General features: G+C 66.6%; 20 protein-coding genes and 1 other RNA gene. 10 read left to right on the forward strand and 11 right to left on the reverse strand.

Annotation, left to right across the window (positions count from 1 at the left end):
* Positions 1-3 precede the first annotated feature (3 nt).
* The 4 genes from K369_RS26710 to K369_RS21110 all read left to right on the forward strand — a co-directional run bounded on the left by K369_RS26710 (position 4) and on the right by K369_RS21110 (position 3,867).
* A complete protein-coding gene (locus tag K369_RS26710; protein WP_210165058.1) occupies positions 4-774 on the forward strand; it encodes a hypothetical protein in 771 nt (256 codons plus the stop codon).
* A gap of 270 nt (positions 775-1,044) precedes the next feature.
* Entirely contained in the window at positions 1,045-1,791 is a 747-nt protein-coding gene (locus K369_RS21100) for an electron transfer flavoprotein subunit beta/FixA family protein (RefSeq protein WP_036293943.1), read from the forward strand.
* Positions 1,792-2,736, forward strand: a complete 945-nt coding sequence (locus tag K369_RS21105; RefSeq protein ID WP_036293945.1) for an electron transfer flavoprotein subunit alpha/FixB family protein — start codon at positions 1,792-1,794, stop codon at positions 2,734-2,736.
* A 249-nt stretch (positions 2,737-2,985) separates the two neighbouring features.
* On the forward strand, positions 2,986-3,867 hold the full coding sequence (locus tag K369_RS21110) for a 3-hydroxybutyryl-CoA dehydrogenase (RefSeq protein WP_036293947.1): 882 nt from the start codon (positions 2,986-2,988) through the stop codon (positions 3,865-3,867).
* A 112-nt stretch (positions 3,868-3,979) separates the two neighbouring features.
* Here K369_RS21110 and msrQ read toward each other — a convergent pair whose 3' ends face one another.
* The 3 genes from msrQ to rpoH all read right to left on the reverse strand — a co-directional run bounded on the left by msrQ (position 3,980) and on the right by rpoH (position 6,512).
* On the reverse strand, positions 3,980-4,585 hold the full coding sequence (msrQ, locus tag K369_RS21115; RefSeq protein ID WP_036293949.1) for a protein-methionine-sulfoxide reductase heme-binding subunit MsrQ: 606 nt from the start codon (positions 4,583-4,585) through the stop codon (positions 3,980-3,982).
* A complete protein-coding gene (msrP, locus tag K369_RS21120) occupies positions 4,585-5,520 on the reverse strand; it encodes a protein-methionine-sulfoxide reductase catalytic subunit MsrP (RefSeq protein ID WP_036293951.1) in 936 nt (311 codons plus the stop codon). The genes msrQ and msrP overlap by 1 nt, the downstream gene beginning before the upstream one ends.
* Before the next feature lie 101 nt (positions 5,521-5,621).
* Entirely contained in the window at positions 5,622-6,512 is an 891-nt protein-coding gene (rpoH, locus tag K369_RS21125) for an RNA polymerase sigma factor RpoH (RefSeq protein WP_036293953.1), read from the reverse strand.
* A 331-nt stretch (positions 6,513-6,843) separates the two neighbouring features.
* Between rpoH and K369_RS21130 the strand changes: the two genes are divergently transcribed.
* Together K369_RS21130 and K369_RS21135 are read left to right on the forward strand one after the other, a co-directional pair.
* Positions 6,844-7,074 carry a hypothetical protein gene (locus K369_RS21130; protein ID WP_036293955.1) on the forward strand — a complete coding sequence of 77 codons (231 nt, stop codon included), beginning with the start codon at positions 6,844-6,846 and terminating at the stop codon, positions 7,072-7,074.
* Positions 7,061-7,381, forward strand: coding sequence for a type II toxin-antitoxin system PemK/MazF family toxin (locus K369_RS21135; RefSeq protein WP_036293957.1), 321 nt, complete (start codon positions 7,061-7,063; stop codon positions 7,379-7,381). Before K369_RS21130 ends, K369_RS21135 begins: the two co-directional genes overlap by 14 nt.
* A gap of 7 nt (positions 7,382-7,388) precedes the next feature.
* Here the strand turns inward: K369_RS21135 and K369_RS21140 are convergent, their stop codons facing one another.
* Together K369_RS21140 and K369_RS21145 are read right to left on the reverse strand one after the other, a co-directional pair.
* A complete protein-coding gene (locus tag K369_RS21140) occupies positions 7,389-7,832 on the reverse strand; it encodes a DUF2267 domain-containing protein (protein WP_036293960.1) in 444 nt (147 codons plus the stop codon).
* 21 nt (positions 7,833-7,853) lie between these two features.
* Positions 7,854-8,885, reverse strand: a complete 1,032-nt coding sequence (locus tag K369_RS21145; RefSeq protein ID WP_051949450.1) for an RluA family pseudouridine synthase — start codon at positions 8,883-8,885, stop codon at positions 7,854-7,856.
* Positions 8,886-8,955: 70 nt separating this feature from the next.
* On the opposite strand from K369_RS21145, the gene K369_RS21150 reads away from it, so the two are divergent.
* The 4 genes from K369_RS21150 to K369_RS21165 all read left to right on the forward strand — a co-directional run bounded on the left by K369_RS21150 (position 8,956) and on the right by K369_RS21165 (position 12,322).
* The gene (locus K369_RS21150) at positions 8,956-10,188 is read left to right on the forward strand and encodes a TIGR03862 family flavoprotein (protein WP_036293962.1); all 1,233 of its coding nucleotides are present in this window, start codon (positions 8,956-8,958) and stop codon (positions 10,186-10,188) included.
* A gap of 160 nt (positions 10,189-10,348) precedes the next feature.
* Positions 10,349-11,074, forward strand: a complete 726-nt coding sequence (locus K369_RS21155; RefSeq protein WP_051949451.1) for an energy transducer TonB — start codon at positions 10,349-10,351, stop codon at positions 11,072-11,074.
* A 74-nt stretch (positions 11,075-11,148) separates the two neighbouring features.
* The gene (locus K369_RS21160; protein ID WP_036293965.1) at positions 11,149-11,892 is read left to right on the forward strand and encodes a MotA/TolQ/ExbB proton channel family protein; all 744 of its coding nucleotides are present in this window, start codon (positions 11,149-11,151) and stop codon (positions 11,890-11,892) included.
* Positions 11,873-12,322 (forward strand): biopolymer transporter ExbD, encoded by a 450-nt coding sequence (locus K369_RS21165; RefSeq protein WP_036293967.1) that lies wholly within the window; start codon positions 11,873-11,875, stop codon positions 12,320-12,322. The genes K369_RS21160 and K369_RS21165 overlap by 20 nt, the downstream gene beginning before the upstream one ends.
* A 312-nt stretch (positions 12,323-12,634) precedes the next feature.
* Here the strand turns inward: K369_RS21165 and recR are convergent, their stop codons facing one another.
* The 6 genes from recR to K369_RS21190 form a co-directional block, all read right to left on the reverse strand.
* Positions 12,635-13,240, reverse strand: coding sequence for a recombination mediator RecR (gene recR, locus K369_RS21170; protein WP_018267060.1), 606 nt, complete (start codon positions 13,238-13,240; stop codon positions 12,635-12,637).
* 19 nt (positions 13,241-13,259) lie between these two features.
* Positions 13,260-13,583, reverse strand: coding sequence for a YbaB/EbfC family nucleoid-associated protein (locus K369_RS21175; RefSeq protein ID WP_018267059.1), 324 nt, complete (start codon positions 13,581-13,583; stop codon positions 13,260-13,262).
* 25 nt (positions 13,584-13,608) lie between these two features.
* Positions 13,609-15,456 carry a DNA polymerase III subunit gamma/tau gene (locus tag K369_RS21180; RefSeq protein WP_036293969.1) on the reverse strand — a complete coding sequence of 616 codons (1,848 nt, stop codon included), beginning with the start codon at positions 15,454-15,456 and terminating at the stop codon, positions 13,609-13,611.
* A 56-nt stretch (positions 15,457-15,512) separates the two neighbouring features.
* Positions 15,513-15,610, reverse strand: an RNA gene (ffs, locus tag K369_RS25745) — signal recognition particle sRNA small type.
* 46 nt (positions 15,611-15,656) lie between these two features.
* A complete protein-coding gene (locus K369_RS21185) occupies positions 15,657-16,088 on the reverse strand; it encodes a phasin family protein (RefSeq protein WP_036293971.1) in 432 nt (143 codons plus the stop codon).
* A 144-nt stretch (positions 16,089-16,232) separates the two neighbouring features.
* On the reverse strand, positions 16,233-18,185 hold the full coding sequence (locus K369_RS21190) for a potassium transporter Kup (RefSeq protein ID WP_245278261.1): 1,953 nt from the start codon (positions 18,183-18,185) through the stop codon (positions 16,233-16,235).
* Positions 18,186-18,313 lie beyond the last annotated feature (128 nt).

Here is an 18,313-nt window from a genome sequence, read left to right on the forward strand (position 1 = left end):
ATGATGACCCGGCCGACCGTCCTCTTGCTGACCGCGACCGTCGATCCGGGCGATTACGCCGCCGAGATCGCGCGGCGCGACCTCGAGGTGAGAAAAAGCGACTACCGGAACGCGTTGCGGTTTTTCATGCGGCTGCCGGACGCGCGCATTTCGGGCGTCGTGCTGTGCGAGAATTCCGGCGCGGATCTCGCTTTTCTGGACGCGGACGCGATTCGCCGCGAGACCGGGCGGCCGCTCGAGGTCATCGGCTTCGATGGCAATCGCCGGCCGGAGGGCCTCCATTACGGCTATTCGGAGCTCGGCGTCGCCGATCACGCCTGCCGGCATAGCCGCTTGCTCGCGCAGAGCGAGCGCTTCTTCAAAGTGACCGGCAGGCTGACCTTCGAGCGGCTCTCCGCGCTGATGGACCATCTGCCGGAGGATCGCCGCTTCGCCGCCGATTTCCGCCGCGCCTATTCCAAGGAAGGCGGGGCGCCTTTGCGGGCGCGCACGGAACTGATGCTCTTCGCGAAGGATTTCTACCTCGAGCATTTCTTCGAGCGGCGCGACGAGATGATCTCGCCGCCCCTCGTGCTAGAAGAATTCGTCGCGCGCGTGATCGCGCCGCTTCGCGGCCGGCGAGGAGAGGACTGCCTGACGCTGCGCTGGCCGATCGAATGCCCGGCCTCCGGCCACGCCGCGCGGGACGATTCCGACTACAATTCCGCGCCCGTTCGCGCCAAGCGCCGCCTGCGCGCCTTGGCGCGCGTCGCCGCCCCTTGGCTGTGGATTTGAGCGGCGATTTTCCGATTGCCGCCTCTGCGGCCGGGCTTCGCGCCGGCCGATCGCATGCAGCGCCGGAGGTTTCGGCCGGTGCGGGTTTGACAGGGCGGCGAGCCGAGGCTACCAGAACGTCTTCCGAGCTTTCCGCGCGCGCCCCGCGCCGCGCGGCGCTAATTCGTTCTCGACGCGGCGCTCGAAAAAGCCGATCGGGGCCTTTCGGCCACAGAGCGCGATTTTTTCGAAACAATCGAGACGAAGGTCAATCTCGCCGGGAGTTGCGCGATGAAGGTTCTCGTGCCCGTCAAACGGGTCGTCGACTACAATGTGAAGATCAGGGTCAAGCCGGACGGTTCGGGCGTCGACGTCGCCAATGTGAAATTTTCGATGAATCCTTTCGACGAGATCGCCGTCGAGGAGGCCATTCGCCTGAAGGAGGCCGGCAAGGCGACGGAAGTCGTGCTCGTCACCATCGGCCCGGCCAAGGCGGACGAGACTCTGCGCGCCGGATTGGCCATCGGCGCCGACCGCGGCATTCACGTCAAGACCGACGAGCTGGTGGAGCCGCTGGCGGTCGCCAAGATTCTCGCCAAGATCGTCGCCGAGGAGGCTCCCGGCCTCGTCATTCTCGGCAAGCAGGCGATCGACGACGACAGCAATCAGACCGGCCAGATGCTCGCCGCTCTGCTCGGCTGGGGCCAGGGCACCTTCGCCTCCAAGGTGGAGATCACTGAGGGCTCCGTGGATGTGACGCGCGAGGTCGACGGCGGCCTGCAAACGGTGACGCTGAAGCTGCCGGCCGTGGTGACGACGGATCTGCGCCTCAACGAGCCGCGCTACGCCAGCCTGCCCAACATCATCAAGGCGAAGAAGAAAGAGGTCGCGGCCAAGACCCCGGCCGATTACGGCGTCGATATCACGCCGCGCCTCGAGGTGCTCAAGACGGCCGAGCCGCCGGCGCGCAAGGCCGGCATAAAGGTCGGCTCCGTCCCCGAATTGCTGGAAAAGCTCAAGACTGCGGGAGTTCTGTAAATGACGGCGCTCATCGTCGCGGAAGTCACAGAGTCCGCGCTCGCCCCCTCCACCGCCAAGGCGCTGACGGCGGCGCTGCAGATCGGCGGCGGCGTTCATATTCTCGTCGCGGGCGAGAATGTCGGCCCGGCGGCCGAGGCCGCGGCCAAGCTCTCGGGCGTCGAGAAAGTGCTCGTCGCCGACAGCGCGGCCTATGGCCATCACCTGGCCGAGCCGCTGGCGGCGCTGATCGTCGGCCTCGCCGGCGGTTATGACGCCATTCTCGCGCCTTCGACCTCCAGCTCGAAGAATGTGCTGCCGCGCGTCGCCGCTCTGCTCGACGTGGCGCAGCTGTCGGACATCATCAAAGTCGTCTCCGCCGACACGTTCGAGCGGCCGATCTACGCCGGCAACGCCATTCAGACCGTGCGCTCCAAGGACGCCAAAAAGGTCATCACCGTGCGCACCGCCTCCTTCACGGCGACGGGCGAGGGCGGCTCCGCTTCGATCGAGGCGATCGGCGCAGGCTCCGATCCGGCGGTGTCGAGCTTCAAGAGCGAGGCGCTGGCCAAGTCCGAGCGGCCGGAGCTGACGGCGGCCAAGATCATCGTCTCGGGCGGCCGCGGCCTGGCGAGCTCGGAGAATTTCAAGGAATATATCGAGCCCGTGGCGACCCGCCTCGGCGCGGCGATCGGCGCCTCGCGCGCGGCCGTCGACGCCGGCTACGCCCCCAATGATCTGCAGGTCGGCCAGACCGGCAAGGTGGTGGCGCCGGACCTCTATGTCGCCTGCGGCATTTCCGGCGCGATCCAGCATCTCGCCGGCATGAAGGACTCCAAGGTCATTGTGGCGATCAACAAGGACGAGGAGGCGCCGATCTTCCAGGTGGCCGACTACGGCCTCGTGGCGGATCTCTTCCCGACCTTGAAGGAGCTCGACGCCGAGCTGGCCAAGGCCGGCCGCTGAGGGGTTTGAGGCTCTTTTCCCGCTCGCGCGCGCAGCGAGCGGCGGAAGCCGGTGGGGGCGACGTCGCAAATATCTGGCGCCGCTCTCGATTCCCGGTCGGGCCGGCGGCCCGCCGGGATTGACGCCCTCCCAGGTCAGGGTGATGAAGCGGCCTGTTTCGCTGCGGTGCAAACGCCGGTTTTCACAAAGGCCGAACGCGCGCTATACTGACTTGGAAGCGCTCCGCTTCTCGCTGGTGGTGTTCGAAAGATGGGCTCTGAAATTCGCAAGATCGGCATTGTCGGCGCCGGGCAGATGGGCAAGGGCATTGCTCAGGTCTGCGCGGTCGCGGGTTTCGACGTGGCGCTCAACGACCTCTCGGAGAGCCGCATCGCCGCCGGGCTGGACGACATAGCGACGTATCTCGCCAAGGCGGTGGAGCGCGGCCAGATCGACGAGGAGGCCCGCAAGGCCGCCGTCGCCCGCATCCATCCGGCCAAGGATTACGCCGCTTTCTCGGACAGCGACCTCGTGATCGAGGCCGCCACCGAGAATGAGGAGGTCAAGCGCGGCATCCTCTCGGACCTCGGCCCCAAGCTGCGGCCGGGCGCCTTCATCGGCACCAACACTTCCTCTATCTCCATCACCCGTCTCGCCGCGGTGACGGGACGGCCGGAGCAGTTCATCGGCATTCATTTCATGAATCCGGTGCCGAAGATGCAGCTCGTCGAGGTGATTCGCGGCATCGCCACCGAGGACAAGACCTTCGAGGCGGCCAAGCAGTTCATCGGCGAGCTCGGCAAGACGGTGACGGTGTCGGAGGATTTTCCGGCCTTCATCGTCAATCGCATCCTGCTGCCGATGATAAACGAGGCGATCTACACACTCTATGAGGGCGTCGGCTCGGTGGAGGCGATCGACACGGCGATGAAGCTCGGCGCCAATCATCCGATGGGTCCGCTGCAGCTCGCCGATTTCATCGGCCTCGACGTCTGCCTCTCGGTGATGCAGGTGCTGCATGAGGGGCTGGCCGACTCCAAATATCGGCCCTGTCCGCTGCTGGTGAAATATGTCGAGGCCGGCTGGCTCGGCCGCAAGACGCAGCGCGGCTTCTACGATTACCGCAGCGGCACGCCGGTCCCGACGCGCTGACGTTTCACCCAGGCTCTCGATTGCTTCGTCGCTGCGCTCCTCGCAATGACGGCCTCCCGACATTGCGAGCCGGAGGCGAAGCAATCCAGAGCCACGAGGCGCTACCTCTCGATCAGGCCGCCAAAGCCGTTCTCGCGCGGCGCAGCACGGCGGGAAACGCCCGCACGGCCAGCAGAGCGGCGGTCGCGGCCGCGTAGAGCAGAGGCTCCGCCGGCCAGGATTTCACGATCAGCAGAAAATGCGCCGCCGCCAATATTGCGGCGACATAGGCGAGACGATGCAGCCGCGCCCAGGCCTTGCCGCCGAGCCGGCGGATCGCGGCGTTATTGGAGGTCGCGGCCAGAGGGACGAGGATGACGAAAGCCGCCATGCCGATCGTCACATAAGGCCGTTTCACAATATCGCGGCCGATAGCGGTCCAGTCGAAGCCGTGATCCAGCGCGACATAGGCGGAAAGATGCAGCGCCGCATAATAGAAGGCGAGCAGCCCCAGCGCGCGGCGATAGCGCAAGAGATCGACGCCCGCCGCGCGGCGCAGCGGCGAGATCAGCAGGCACAGCAGCAGAAAGCGCAGCGACCACAGCCCGAGCGCCTGCTCCAGCGTCTTGATCGGCTCCGGCCCCAGCCGGTCCTCGAGGCCGAGATAAAAGGTCCAGGCCGCCGGAATGAGGCCCACGACATAGACGGCGAGCTTCGGAATGCGGAGAGCGGCGCGCATCAGAAATACCGCTCGAGGTCCATGCCGCCATAGAGCGAGGCGACCTGATCGCCATAGCCATTATACATCAGTGTCGGCCGCCTTTTGGCGAAGAGGCCTCCCTCGCCGATGCGCCGCTCCGTCGCCTGGCTCCAGCGCGGATGGTCGACCTTCGGATTGACGTTGGAATAGAAGCCGTATTCGCGCGGATTTTGAATGTTCCAGGACGTTTTGGGCTGCGACTCCACCAGCGAGATGCGCACGATGGATTTGATGCCCTTGAATCCATATTTCCACGGAACCACGAGCCGCAGCGGCGCGCCATTCTGATTGGGCAGCGTCTCGCCATAGAGCCCGGTGGCGAGAATTGTGAGCGGATGAAGCGCCTCGTCGAGCCGCAGCCCTTCGACATAGGGCCAGGGCAGAAGCTGCAGCAGGCCCTTTTGGCCGGGCATCTCCTCCGGCCGCACCAGAGTCTCGAAGGCGACATATTTGGCGGAGCCCAGAGGCTCGGCGCGCTTCAAAATCTCGGAGAGCTGCACGCCGATCCAGGGAATGACCATGGACCAGCCCTCGACGCAGCGCATGCGATAGACGCGCTCCTCCAGCGCGAGCGGCTTGACGAGGTCTTCGAGAAGAAAATCCGCCGGCTTGGCGACGAGCCCGTCGATCCGCACCTTCCAAGGCTTGGTGGTGAGCGTATGGGCGTTGTCGGCCGGATCGCTCTTGCGGCCGCCGAACTCGTAGAAATTATTATAGGCCAGCACGTCGACCTTCGGCGTCTTGGGCTCGTCGGTCGAGAAAGGGCTGCGCGTGGCGGCGAGCGGCGTCGCCTGGGCCGCGCCCGCGAAGGCGAGGCCTGCGCCGAGGCCAGCGAGAAATTCGCGCCGCCGCAAATAGAGCGAGCGCGGCGTGATCTTAGATGGGGCGATATCGGGCGAATGACGAATCAGCATTTGCGCCTCGGGCAAAAAGAAAGAGCGGCCGGCCCTGGTGGGTCCGCCGCCCCTATTTCGTCAGCCGATGCGAGAGCGTTACGCCGCTCTCGGCCGCAGCGTCAGAGCGTGGCCGCGGGCAGCGCCTCGAGCCGCGCAATTCCGGCGCGCACCGCGGACTGCACCTTCTCGAAGGCGCGGACCTCGATCTGTCGCACGCGCTCACGGGAGACGCCGAACTCCTCGGACAAATCCTCGAGCGTCACCGGATCGTCGGAGAGGCGGCGCGCCTCGAAGATGCGGCGCTCGCGCGGGTTGAGCACGGTCAGCGCGCCGCGCAGCGCGTCCAGCCGATTGTCGCTCTCCTCCTGATGCATGAGCACATGCTCCTGATCGGTGGAGGAATCGTCGACCAGCCAGTCCTGCCACTCGCCTTCGCCTTCCTCGCGCAGCGGCGCGTTCAGCGAGGCGTCGCCGGCCATGCGGCGATTCATCTCGATGACGTCCTGCTTGGAGACGCCGAGACGGGTGGCGATCGTCGCGACATGCTCGGGCGTGAGATCGCCGTCCTCAAAGGCCGAGATTTTGCTCTTGGCCTTGCGGAGATTGAAGAACAGCTTCTTCTGGCTCGCCGTGGTGCCCATTTTCACGAGCGACCAGGAGCGCAGGATATATTCCTGGATCGAGGCGCGGATCCACCACATGGCGTAGGTGGCCAGCCGAAAGCCGCGGTCCGGCTCGAAGCGCTTGACGGCCTGCATCAGGCCGACATTGCCCTCGGACACGATCTCGCCGATCGGAAGACCATAGCCGCGATAGCCCATGGCGATCTTGGCGACGAGCCGAAGGTGGGAGGTGACGAGCTTCTGCGCGGCCTGTGGGTCCTCGTGCTCGCGCCAGCGCTTTGCGAGCATATATTCTTCCTGCGGCTCCAGCATAGGGAACCGGCGAATCTCGGCGAGGTACCGCGCGAGGCCGCTTTCACCGGAGACGATGGGCAGGGCGTTCGCCATTTTCACCTCCTGACGGACCCCCGCTATGCGGCGAGCCCGTAATGCGCGACCGCAAGCGCCGGCCGCAACGCCTCAATATAGACCGATCCGAGCATGGCCGAAAGATGGCTCTTCGCTAAGCGCCAAATGGCCGCCGGGTTAAATTTCTGTAATATGCGTAGGGGCGTCGCAAAGGGGGCGTCGCAGAATGCCAACGCTACTTAGCGCACGGCGGCGCGGTGTCACGCGCAGAGGCGGCGCAGGCGCGGACGGTGCGCGAATGCGAATGCGCCTACCTCTTGCGGATGCTAATCTCCGCCTATGCTCTGTCGAAACGACCCGAGGTTGCGCTATGCCGAAGAAGGTGACGATCACGCTCGACGAAGCGGTTTATGACGGCTTGGTCCGCGTCATTGGACGAAGGAAGATCAGCCGCTTCCTCGAGGATTTGGCGCGACCGCATGTGCTGAACGACGATCTCGCCGACGCCTATCGCGCGATGGCGGCGGATGCGACGCGCGAGCAGGAGGCGCTGGACTGGAGCGAGGCTCTGATCGCGGATGCGCGCAATGCTGCGCGGTGAGGTTTGGTGGATCGACTTCGACTCCTCCAGAGGGGGCGAGATACGCAAGCGCAGGCCAGCCGTCATCGTCAGCAACGACGCCGCCAACGCCGCATTGAACCGGTTGCAGGTCGTGCCACTGACCAGCAACACCGGGAGGCTCTATCCGAGCGAGGCCGTGGTCTCCATCGGCGCCAAGCAGAGCAAAGCGATGGCGGATCAATTGACCACCGCAGCGAAGGAACGGTTCGGAGATCGCCTCGGGAGGCTGTCGCGAGACGATATGGAGGCCGTCGAGCGAGCGATTAGAGTCCAGCTCGCTCTCTAAAGTGTTTTCAAGCGAAGCCTGAACCGGGTGGGGCGACGCGCCAGAACTCGACGGCTCCCGGTGGGAGCGTCGCCAGCAGGCGATCGAAAGCCGCCTCGTCCACGCAGGCGCGCAGAGCGCCGGCGACATCGACGATGGCGCTGTCGGGCGAAAAATTATGGTCGCGCCGCAAGGATCGGACTTCCTCCGTCAGCGCCGCTCGGGACGGGAATGGACGCGGCGGCGCCCCAATGTCCCAATCGGCGACGAATATCGCGCGTAGCACCGGAGGAAGCGCGGCGGCGAAGCGAATTGCGTCGGAGATGTCGAGGCGCCGGCGGAATGTCAGCAGGACGCCCTGCGCCGTCGTATAGGCCTGATTGCGCGTCGTCAGCCCCGTGCGCTCGACGACGAGCCGCAGGAAGCGCTCGAACTCCTCTGAGGCGTGCTGATACTCCCTCGGAATCGGCATGGCTCGTCTCGTCGTCGCGGGTCAGCTCGTTGCGAGCGCCTTCTGCAAAGCCACGAGGTCTTCCGGCAATTCGCTCTCGAACATCAGCTCCTCGCGCGTCACCGGATGGGTGAATCCGAGCGAGGCCGCGTGCAGCGCCTGGCGGCCGAGCGTCTCCACGGCGGCGCGGGCGGCGGGCGCGAGCAGGGCGGTCTTGGTCTTGAAGCCGGCGCCATAGGTGGCGTCGCCGATCAGCGGATGGCCGATATGGGCCATATGCACGCGAATCTGATGCGTGCGGCCGGTTTCCAGCTGGCAGGCCACGAGTGACGCGGGGCCGAAGCTCTCGACCAGCTCCCAATGCGTCACCGCCTCGCGGCCGCGCTCCTCGGGCACGACGGCCATTTTCTCGCGCTGCGTCGAGTGGCGGCCGATGGGCGCCTCTATGACGCCATGGCGGCGCTCCGGCGCGCCCCAGACGAAGGCGAGATATTCGCGCACCAGATGCAGCTTGCGGCCATGATCCTCGAAGAGGCGCGACAAGCCCTTATGCGCCGCGTCGGTCTTGGCGACGACCAGCAGGCCGGAGGTGTCCTTGTCGATGCGATGCACGATGCCGGGCTTTTTGACGCCGCCTATGCCGGAGAGGCTGGCGCCGCAATGGGCGAGCAAGGCGTTGACCAGCGTCCCCGTCTCATGGCCGTGGGCGGGATGCACCACCAGCCCGGCGGGCTTGTCGACGACCAGAAGATGCGCGTCCTCGAACACGACATTCAGCGGGATATTCTCGGGCTGCGGCTCGGCCGGCTCCGGCGGCGGCACGGCGAGGGTGACGGAATCGCCCGCGGCGAGGCGGCGGCTGGCGTCGCGCGCGGCGGCGGCGCCGATCGTCAACCGTCCATCCTCGATCAGCGCTTTCAGCCGCGTGCGGGAGAGATGCGCGGCGATGAGCTCCGGCCGCTCGGCGAGGAAACGATCGAGCCGCGCCCCCGCCGCCTCCGGCGGAACCTCGAAGGAGAACAGAATATCGTCTTCCTCATCGACCAAAGCGATTTCTGCGACGCCTTCGCGCATGGATTTCCTTCTCATGCTGTCGGCGTGCTAACCAGCGCGCCTGTCCTCGTTTTCGTGCCGGAGCCCGACCATCCCGCTCGCCCCACCCACGCCGAATTGCGTCATCGTCGGCGGCGGGCCGGCCGGCCTCTTCGCCGCCGATCTGCTCGCGCGGCAGGGCGCGAGCGTGACCGTCTATGAGCGCAAGCCGAGCGTCGCCCGCAAATTTCTGATGGCCGGGCGCGGCGGCCTCAATATCACGCATAGCGAGTCGCTCGATAGGCTTATCGCCCGTTATGGCGAAGCCGCAGATCGGCTCGGCCCGATCATCCGCGCCTTTCCGCCGCAGAGCCTGCGCGATTATTGCGCCGCGCTGGGAGAGGAGACCTTCATCGGCTCGAGCGGGCGCGTCTTCCCTAAGAGCTTCAAGGCCTCGCCTCTGTTGCGGGCGCTGCTCGGGCGGCTCGCCGCCAATGGCGTGCGCATCGAGACGCGCGCGAGTTTCGAGGGCTTTGCGGAGAGCGGCGCTTTGCTGATCGCGGATGCGAGCGGCGAGCGCCGCGAGATCGCGGCGGACGCCACGATTCTGGCGCTCGGCGGCGCCTCATGGCCGCGGCTCGGCGCCGATGGCGGCTGGGTCGAGACGCTGCGGGCGAAGGGCGTCGAGATCGCGTCGCTCCTTCCCGCCAATTGCGCCGTCGTCATCGATTGGCCGGCTGGTTTCGCAGAGGCTTTCGAGGGGACGCCGCTGAAGACGATCGCTTTGCGCCATGGCGAGGCGCGCAGTCTCGGCGATATTGTGATCACGCGCACGGGGCTCGAAGGCGGTCCCGTCTATGCGCTCGCTTCCGCGCTCGGACGCGCGCGCGCGCGCGGCGAGGGCGCCGCATTGCACATCGATCTGCGGCCCAGCAGCACGACGGAAGCGCTCGCGCAAAGGCTCGCGCGCCCGCGTGACAAGCAATCGATGGCGAGCTTTCTGCGCAAGACGTTGCGGCTGACGAAATTGGAGATCGCGCTGCTGCGTCTCTGCGAGCCATTGCCGCAGGCGTCGGACGCGCTGGCGGAGCGCGTGAAAAATCTGCCGCTCGCCATTGTCGCGACGGCGGGCCTCGAGCGGGCGATCTCCACCGCCGGCGGCGTGCGCTTCGTGGCGCTCGACGACGATCTGATGCTGAAAAAGCTTCCCGGCGTCTTCGTCGCCGGCGAGATGCTGGATTTCGACGCGCCCACCGGCGGCTATCTGCTTCAAGCGAGCTTTTCGAGCGCTTTCGTGGCGGCGCGCGGCGCAGCGCGGCGTCTCGGGCTGGCGGAGCCGAAATGACGACCTCTCGTCTTCGGCCGTCGTAGCACATTGTTTCTGTGGGATCGGGGCCGGCGAGCGAATTTCGCCGAATCGACAAAAGTCGCAATTAAGCCCATTGCGTCTATAGGAATTATAATCTTTAATAGCAGGTAATGTTTCGCACGAGGGGGATCATTCCATGACGGCTGCGGCTGCGGAGGCGTTCATTGCGGCGCCGGAAACGATCACGACGGGAGAATTTCGTAACACCCAATCGCTTCTGCTGCCCGATGGCGGCCGTCCGAACTATCCGGTGCGCGTCGCGGCGGTGCTGGCCTATGCGCTGCTCCTGACGGCGGGGGTGAATTTCTCGCTGCCGCATACGGAGCCGACGACAGAAGAGCCGCTCGAGCTCGTCGTCGTGCCGAGCCCTGCGGTCGATCAGCCGCCGCCGGAAGAGATTCCGCAGCCCGAGGAGATCGACGACACGCCGCCGCCGCCAGAGGCGATCGAGCCTGTCGCGCCGATCGAGCCGCCGAAGCCGCCGGCGCCCAAGCCCGTTCCCAAAGTGGTGGAGAAAAAGCCGCCGACGCCGCGTCCCGCCGCCGCCGCGCGCCAGGACGTCGCGCCGTCTCAGGCCGCAACGGCCAACGCCAACGCGCAGCAATCCATCGCCGCCAATCAATTCCTGTCCTGCATGCAGCGCTCGGCGCGCAACGCGGCGCCGGATTCGCCCATTCCCAAGCATGGCCGCGTCGCCTATCGCGCGACATTCAGCGCCAGCGGCGGGATGACGGGATTCAACATCGTCTCCTCCTCCGGCAACGCCACGCTGGACGCCATAGCGACGCGCGTCGGCTCGCGCTGCGGCTCGCTGCCGGCGATCGGACGCGTCTTCGCCGTCAGCGGCGGCGTCGTTTTCTAATTCGCTCGAAAGCCGCGGCGAGGACGCGCTCGCCGCAAACGTCTCTCTCTCGCCGACAAAGGACGAAAATCAAGATGAGTGATCCAGCAATCGGCGCGGCTTCGGCCGCCGTCGCCCACGCCCTCTCACCGGTCGAGCTGTTTCTGCAGGCGGATTCGATCGTCAAGACCGTCATCGTGCTGCTGCTGCTCGCCTCGGCCTGGGGCTGGGCGGTGATCGCCGAGAAGCTCATCCGCCTGACGCTGCTGCATCGCCGCGCCACCGCGCTCATCGAGAGCGTTCAGAACGATCTTCCGGTGACGGAGGTCGCGCCCGCCTTCCTCGCCGCCCCGGCCAGCGATCCTCTGGCGCAGGTCTACAAGGCCGCGGTGGAGGAGTATCAGCGCTCGTCCGATCTCGTCGCCTCCGAGGGCCAGCGCGACGCTCTGCAGGAGCGCGTGCATCGCGTCTCCGTGCTGGCCAGCGCCGCCGCGCTCGATCAGCTCCAGCAGCGTCTGCCGGGACTGGCCACCATCGGCGCCGTCGGGCCTTTCGTCGGCCTGTTCGGCACGGTTTGGGGCATTATGAACTCCTTCCAGGGCATCGCCGCCTCCAACAACACCAGCCTCGCCGTGGTCGCGCCCGGCATCGCCGAGGCGCTGTTCGCCACCGCGCTCGGCCTCGTCGCCGCCATTCCGGCGGTGGTCTTCTACAATCGCATCAGCGGCGACATCGGCGCTTACGGCAAGCGCGTGACCGCCTTCATCGGCGTCTTCGAGGTCGAGCTGTCCCGTCATCTGTCGCGCAAGGGGGAGCGTCATGGCCTTCGCGTTGCGTAAGCACGATTCGGAATTCGATTCTCAGCCGATCGCCGATATCAATGTCACGCCGCTCGTCGATGTTATGCTCGTCCTGCTCATCGTCTTCATGGTCGCCGCGCCGCTGATGACCTCCGGCATTCCGGTCGATCTGCCGAAGGTGCAGGCCAAGCAGCTCAACGATCAGAAGCCGCCGATCGTCGTCAGCGTCGATGCGGGCGGAGGCTTCTTCGTCGACAAGCGCGAGGTCCCGGCGGACGGATTGCTCGCCGCGCTCAGCGACGGCAGCGAAAACAGCAAGGATCGCCGCATCCATGTGCGCGCCGACAAGACCGTGCCTTACGGCCGCGTCGTCGAGGCCATGGGGGCGATCAACGCCGCCGGCTACACCAAGGTGGCGCTGGTCTCCGAGGCGCCGACGGGCGGAGCGAAATCCGCTTCGGCGCCGTGATCCGACGTCCGGCTGAATCATTCGGCGCATTCCCCCTCTCTCCGCTGGCGGGGAGAGGGTCGGGGTGAGGGGCTCGGGGCGTTAGCCACAGACGGAAAAGCGCCCCGAGCCCCTCATCCTCACCTTCTCCCCGCACGCGGGGAGAAGGAAGGCGGCGAAGGCCGCGCGCTTTTTTCTGAGCCGACGTCTTCGAGCCGCCCCGACTTTTCTAAATCCTCGACTTTTCACGCATCCTCGACTTGGCCCGACTACGGGTCGTCGGCGCAAACCCTCCCCAGGCGCGCCGGCGACCCGGTTTTTCGTTCGGGGCTCTCAAAACGCCGTGCGGCGCTCCAGCGCTGCGGCCAGCGTGCCTTCGTCGAGATAATCCAGCTCGCCGCCGACCGGCACGCCATGGGCGAGGCGCGTCGTCTTCACGCCCAGCGGGGCCAGCAGATCGGCGAGATAATGCGCCGTCGTCTGCCCGTCGACCGTGGCGTTCACGGCGATGATCGCCTCGCGCACGGAGCCTTCGCTCACGCGCTGCATCAAGCTCGCTATGTTCAGCTCATTGGGGCCGACGCCATCCAGGGGCGACAGCACGCCGCCGAGCACATGATAGCGCGCCGCCAGCAGCCCGGCGCGCTCCAGCGCCCAGAGATCGGCCACCGTCTCGACAATGACCAGAATGCCCGCGTCGCGCCGCCCGTCGCGGCAGATCGCGCAAGGGTCGCTGGTGTCGATATTGCCGCAGGTCGTGCAGGTGAGAATGCGCTCATGCGCGACGCGCATCGCCTCGCCGAGCGGGCCGAGCAATTCCTCGCGCTTGCGCATGAGATGCAGCACGGCGCGCCGCGCCGAACGCGGCCCGAGCCCGGGCAATCGCGCCAGCAATTGCACGAGGCGCTCGATCTCGGGTCCGGCGATGCGTTCGGCCACTTTGTTTCGCTCGGAGCGATCAGAACGGCAGCTTCAGACCCGGCGGCAATTGCAGCCCGCCGGTCACTTCCTTCATCTTCTCAGCGAGCGTCTCCTCCGCCTTGGCGCGCGCCTGCGCATGGGCGGTGACGATCAAATCCTCGAGAATGTCGCTCTCTTCCGGCTTCAGCAGGCTCGGATCGATGGCGAGGCGCTGCAGCGCGCCTTTGGCGGTCATCGTCACGCGCACCAGCCCGCCGCCGGCCTCGCCTTCCACCAGAGTCTGGTCGAGCTGCCCTTGCAGCTCGGCCATTTTCGATTGCATGGCCTGCGCCTGCTTCATCAGTCCCATGAAGTCGAGCATGTCTCTCTCCCCGCGCGGCGACGCTTCAGACGTCGTCCGGCTCCTCGTCGTCATAAGCCAATTCGGCGCCGGCCGTCGCGGCCTGCTCCGTCTCCTTGCCGCGCACGGCGACGATCTCCGCGCCGGGAAACCGCGCCAAAATGCTCGCCACCAGCGGATCGGCCTCGATCCCGGAGCGCTTCTCGCTCTCGCGGGCCAAGGCCTCCTCGCGCAACGTCGGCGCGCCGCCCGAGGCCAGCGCCACCAGCCAGCGCGTCCCGGTCCAGTCCTGCAGCTTCTGCATCAAGAGCTGCGGCAGCCGCGCCGAGCCGCCCGGCGTCAGCTCGAACTCGATGCGTCCCTGCTCGAAGCGCACGAGCCGCACTTCCGTCTCGAGCGCGATCTTCATTTGTATGTCGCGCTTCTCGCCCGCCAGGGCCACGAGCGCGCGGAAATCGGCGATTTTCACCCCCGTCGCCGGGGAAGGCTCCGCCGCGCGGCGCTGGGCCGGCGCGGCGCTGGTCGCGATTGCCGAAGGCGCCGCCGAGAAAGCCGCGGGCTTGGGCGCCGGCGCGAGCGCGACCGGAGGCCGCTCGCCGCCGGGGGCCGCTGCGGCGGCCGGGCCCGGCGCGGGACGCGGCGCGCCGCCTTGGCCGAAGCCGAGCTTGCGCAGCGCCTCCTCCGGCGAGGGCATTTCGGCGGCGTGGGTCAGGCGCACCAGCACCATATCGGCGCTGGCGAGAGGACGCGGCGAGCTGCGCAGCTCGTCGACGCCTTTCATCAAAATCTGCCACGCGCGCGTCAGCACGGAGATGGAGAGCGTTCCCGCCGCATCGCCGCCGCGGCGGCGCTCCTCCTCGGTCAGCGCATTGGATTGCGCGGCGTCCGGCGCGAGCTTCAGCCGCGTCACCAGATGGGTGAATTCGGCCAGCTCCAGCAGCACTTGCGCCGGATCGGCGCCGCCGTCGTATTGGTCTTGCAGCAGAGCGATGGCGGCGGCGATCTCGCCCTTCATCGCCGCCTCGAAGAGATCGATGACGCGCGATTTGTCGGCGACGCCCAGCATCAGCCGCAGGTCCTGCGCGGCGATCGCGCCGCCGCCGGCCGCGCCATGGGCGATGGCCTGATCGAGCAGCGACAGCGCGTCGCGCGCCGAGCCTTCCGCGGCGCGGGCGACCATGGCCAGCGCCTCGTCCTCTATGGTTACGCTCTCGAGATCGCAGATCTTGCGCAAATGCGCGGCGAGCAGGCCGGCGTCTATGCGGCGCAGATCGAAGCGCTGACAGCGCGAGCGCACGGTGACGGGAACCTTGTCGATCTCCGTCGTCGCGAAGATGAATTTCACATGTTCCGGCGGCTCTTCGAGCGTCTTCAAGAGGCCGTTGAAGGCGGCCTTGGAGAGCATGTGCACTTCGTCGATGATGTAGACTTTGACGCGCGCCATCACCGGGCGATAGCGCGCGTTCTCGATGATCTCGCGAATGTCGTCGATGCCGGTGTGCGAGGCGGCGTCCATCTCCAGCACGTCGGGATGGCGCGAATCGATGATCGCCTGACAATGCGCGCCGAGCGCATCCATATGGATCGTCGGCCGATCGACGCCGGGGCGGCCGTCCTGCGCGGGCAGCTCATAATTGAAGGCGCGGGCGAGAATGCGCGCGGTGGTCGTCTTGCCGACGCCGCGCACGCCGGTCAAGAGATAGGCCTGATGGATGCGGTTCAGCTCGAAGGCGTTCTCGAGCGTGCGCACCATCGGCTCCTGGCCGATGAGATCGGCGAAGCCAGAGGGACGATATTTGCGCGCCAGCACGCGATAGGCGGCCTGCCCCTCGCGCTTGGCCTGCGGCTCGGCGGGAAACAGGGCGTCGGATGGCGCAGAATGCTCGTCGTCCATCTCGTCGCCCGGAGGAGGGTCCGCCCTTTGGTCGGCGCCGGGGCGGCGGCGCAAAAAGTGGGAGGCTGGACGAAGACCCGCCCGGAACTCGTTAGGGCTGCTTCCTTCCGGACCTGACCCGGTTGGCGAGTGGAGCGTCCACCGCCAACCTCCCGCGCCCTATGTGGCAAAACTCGCGCGCCGGCGCAAGGGCGCCTTTGCTAATGCTCCCCCTTGCCCGCCTCGCGCGCCTTGGCGGCGAGCTTCTCGGTCTGCTCGCTGATGTCGGCGATGATCTTGCTGGCCGCCTCCTGGTTCGCCTTGGCCGCCTGCTCGCCCGCGCTCTGGGCGGAGACGAAGGCTTCCTTGGCGAGATTGGAGCACAGCTCGCCGACGCGCGAGGCGCGAGCGAAGAAATCGCCATAGGCGTTGCGGTAGAATTCCGACTGCAATTGCACGATGTCGTCGATCTTCTGCACGCGCAGCAGCTTCTCGAAATAGTTGCGGCTATTGTCGAGCGACTGCTTGGAGTAGTCGGTCGCCTCCTCCGCTATGGCGCGCAGGCTCTTGGCGGTGGAGCTGGTCGCGGTGTTGAAGGCGTCGAGCTGATATTTTCCGAGATCGCGAAAATCGCCGAAATTCTGATTGGCCATCGGATTCTCCCGCGGGTCGCGGCGCGGGGGAGGCGGCCCTCCGAGGCTACGCGCACGCGACAATGCTCGCTGCCCCGATTCTCGGAAATGCGCGGCGCGAGGGCAAATCGTGGAAACCACGTAATCGCGCCCGCGCCCGCGGCGTCAAATCGTCAGCTGAGCGCCGAGCTCCACCACGCGGTCGGTCGGTATGGAGAAGAAGTCGGTGGCGTTGGCCGATTGCTTGGTCAGAGCGACATAGAGCTTGTCCTGCCAGACCGGCATTTCCGAGGCCGGGCTCTCCTTGATCGAGCGCCGGCCGAGGAAGAAGGAGGTGGTCATAATATCGTATTTGACCCCCGCCTTGCGCATCGCCGCCAGCGCCGCCGGCACGCGCGGGCTCTCCATGAAGCCGAAGTGCAAAGTCGCGCGAGTGAAGTCGGGCGCGAGCTTCTCGATCTCGAAACGCTTTTCCGGCGGCACGCGCGGCGTGTCCTCCGTGTTCACGCATATGACCAGCACGCGCTCGTGCAGCACCTTATTGTGCTTGAGATTGTGCAGCAGCGCGGTGGGCGCGGCCTCCGGGTCGCTGGTCAGGAAGACGGCCGTGCCGGGCACGCGCGTCGGCTTGGATTTCTCCAGCATGGCGATGAGATCGCGGATCGGGATCGAATCGCGATGCGTCTTCTCGGCGAGCAAGGATGTGCCGCGCACCCAGGTCCACATCACCACCATGGAGCCGCCGCCGAGCAGCAGCGGAACCCAGCCGCCCTCGACCACCTTCATGAGATTGGCGGCCAGAAAGGCGAGATCGACGGTGAGGAAGGCGAGGATGAACAGCGACGCCGCCCAGAGCGGCCAATGCCATTTGCGCCACACCACGATGAAGGCGAGCGCCGTCGTCGTCACCATCGTGCCGGTGACGGCGATGCCATAGGCGGAGGCGAGCGCGCTCGAGCTCTTGAAGGCCGTGACCAGCACCAGCACGCCGATCAGCAGCAGCCGATTGACGCGGCCGATGTAGATCTGCCCCTCCTGCGTCGCGGAAGTGTGGGTGATCTCGAGGCGCGGCAGCAGGCCGAGCTGTATCGCCTGGCGCACGATGGAGAAGGCGCCGGTGATGACCGCCTGGCTGGCGATGACGGTGGCGAGCGTCGAGAGAATGACCAGCGGCAGCAGCGCCCAGTCCGGCGCCATCAGAAAGAAGGGATTCTCGATCGCCTTGGGGTCGGCGAGGATCAGCGCGCCCTGGCCGAGATAATTGAGGAACAGGGCCGGCAGCACGAAGAACATCCAGGCGATCTGGATCGGCGCGCGGCCGAAATGGCCCATATCGGCGTAGAGCGCCTCGGCGCCGGTGACGACGAGGAAGACCGAGCCCAGCACGGCGAAGCCGATCCAGCCATGAGTGAGCAGAAACATGAAGCCATGGCGCGGATCGAAGGCGCGCAGCACTTGCGGGGCGTCGCCGATATGGGAGGCGCCGAGCGCCGCCATCACGATGAAGAACACCGCCATTACCGGGCCGAACAGCGCGGCGACACGCGCCGTGCCATGGCTCTGCGCCCAGAACAGCGAGACGAGAATCGCCACTGTGATGGGAAAGACGAACTCGCCGAATTTCGGATTGACGATCTCGAGCCCCTCGACCGCCGAGAGCACGGAGATGGCCGGGGTGATGATGGCGTCGCCGGAGAACAGCGCCGCGCCGGCGACGCCGAGGAGGAAGACCGGCCTCGCGCGCCGGCCCAGCGCGATCTGCGCCAGCGCCATCAGCGAGAGAATGCCGCCCTCGCCGCGATTGTCGGCGCGCATCAGGAAGAACACATATTTCGCGGTGACGGTGAAGATCAGCGCGAAAATGAGCAGCGAGATCGTGCCGATGACGACATCCTCGCCGAGTCCGCCGGATTTGGCGTGGGCGAGCGACTCGCGCAGCGCATAGAGCGGGCTGGTGCCGATGTCGCCATAGACGACGCCGATCGAGCCGACGATGAGGCCGGCGGCGTTCGCCGAGCCGTGGCCCTCGGCGACGGGCGCCGGCTGCGTCGCCGCCGCGCCCTCCATGTCGCATCGAGAGGAAGAGCCCGCCGCGTCACGCGCCACATTGGGATCCATGGAGTTTTCCTCGAAAGACATAGGATGCGCGGGCGCCCGGCCGGTCCCTCGACATGCTGTTCGGCATGCTCGGACCCGGCTGCGCCGGCGCGGCGATATACGCCTGTTCCAGATAGAAGAGAAGCCGC

Source organism: Methylosinus sp. PW1 (assembly GCF_000745215.1).
Lineage (GTDB): Bacteria > Pseudomonadota > Alphaproteobacteria > Rhizobiales > Beijerinckiaceae > Methylosinus.

Bases quoted from the DNA above. Each gene is read 5' to 3' on its own strand.
- K369_RS26710 (WP_210165058.1), top strand. From the start codon at position 4: ATGACCCGGCCGACCGTCCTCTTGCTGACCGCGACCGTCGATCCGGGC.
- K369_RS21100 (WP_036293943.1), top strand. From the start codon at position 1,045: ATGAAGGTTCTCGTGCCCGTCAAACGGGTCGTCGACTACAATGTGAAG.
- K369_RS21105 (WP_036293945.1), top strand. From the start codon at position 1,792: ATGACGGCGCTCATCGTCGCGGAAGTCACAGAGTCCGCGCTCGCCCCC.
- K369_RS21110 (WP_036293947.1), top strand. From the start codon at position 2,986: ATGGGCTCTGAAATTCGCAAGATCGGCATTGTCGGCGCCGGGCAGATG.
- msrQ (WP_036293949.1), bottom strand. From the start codon at position 4,585: ATGCGCGCCGCTCTCCGCATTCCGAAGCTCGCCGTCTATGTCGTGGGC.
- msrP (WP_036293951.1), bottom strand. From the start codon at position 5,520: ATGCTGATTCGTCATTCGCCCGATATCGCCCCATCTAAGATCACGCCG.
- rpoH (WP_036293953.1), bottom strand. From the start codon at position 6,512: ATGGCGAACGCCCTGCCCATCGTCTCCGGTGAAAGCGGCCTCGCGCGG.
- K369_RS21130 (WP_036293955.1), top strand. From the start codon at position 6,844: ATGCCGAAGAAGGTGACGATCACGCTCGACGAAGCGGTTTATGACGGC.
- K369_RS21135 (WP_036293957.1), top strand. From the start codon at position 7,061: ATGCTGCGCGGTGAGGTTTGGTGGATCGACTTCGACTCCTCCAGAGGG.
- K369_RS21140 (WP_036293960.1), bottom strand. From the start codon at position 7,832: ATGCCGATTCCGAGGGAGTATCAGCACGCCTCAGAGGAGTTCGAGCGC.
- K369_RS21145 (WP_051949450.1), bottom strand. From the start codon at position 8,885: ATGCGCGAAGGCGTCGCAGAAATCGCTTTGGTCGATGAGGAAGACGAT.
- K369_RS21155 (WP_051949451.1), top strand. From the start codon at position 10,349: ATGACGGCTGCGGCTGCGGAGGCGTTCATTGCGGCGCCGGAAACGATC.
- K369_RS21160 (WP_036293965.1), top strand. From the start codon at position 11,149: ATGAGTGATCCAGCAATCGGCGCGGCTTCGGCCGCCGTCGCCCACGCC.
- K369_RS21165 (WP_036293967.1), top strand. From the start codon at position 11,873: ATGGCCTTCGCGTTGCGTAAGCACGATTCGGAATTCGATTCTCAGCCG.
- K369_RS21175 (WP_018267059.1), bottom strand. From the start codon at position 13,583: ATGCTCGACTTCATGGGACTGATGAAGCAGGCGCAGGCCATGCAATCG.
- K369_RS21180 (WP_036293969.1), bottom strand. From the start codon at position 15,456: ATGGACGACGAGCATTCTGCGCCATCCGACGCCCTGTTTCCCGCCGAG.
- K369_RS21185 (WP_036293971.1), bottom strand. From the start codon at position 16,088: ATGGCCAATCAGAATTTCGGCGATTTTCGCGATCTCGGAAAATATCAG.
- K369_RS21190 (WP_245278261.1), bottom strand. From the start codon at position 18,185: ATGGATCCCAATGTGGCGCGTGACGCGGCGGGCTCTTCCTCTCGATGC.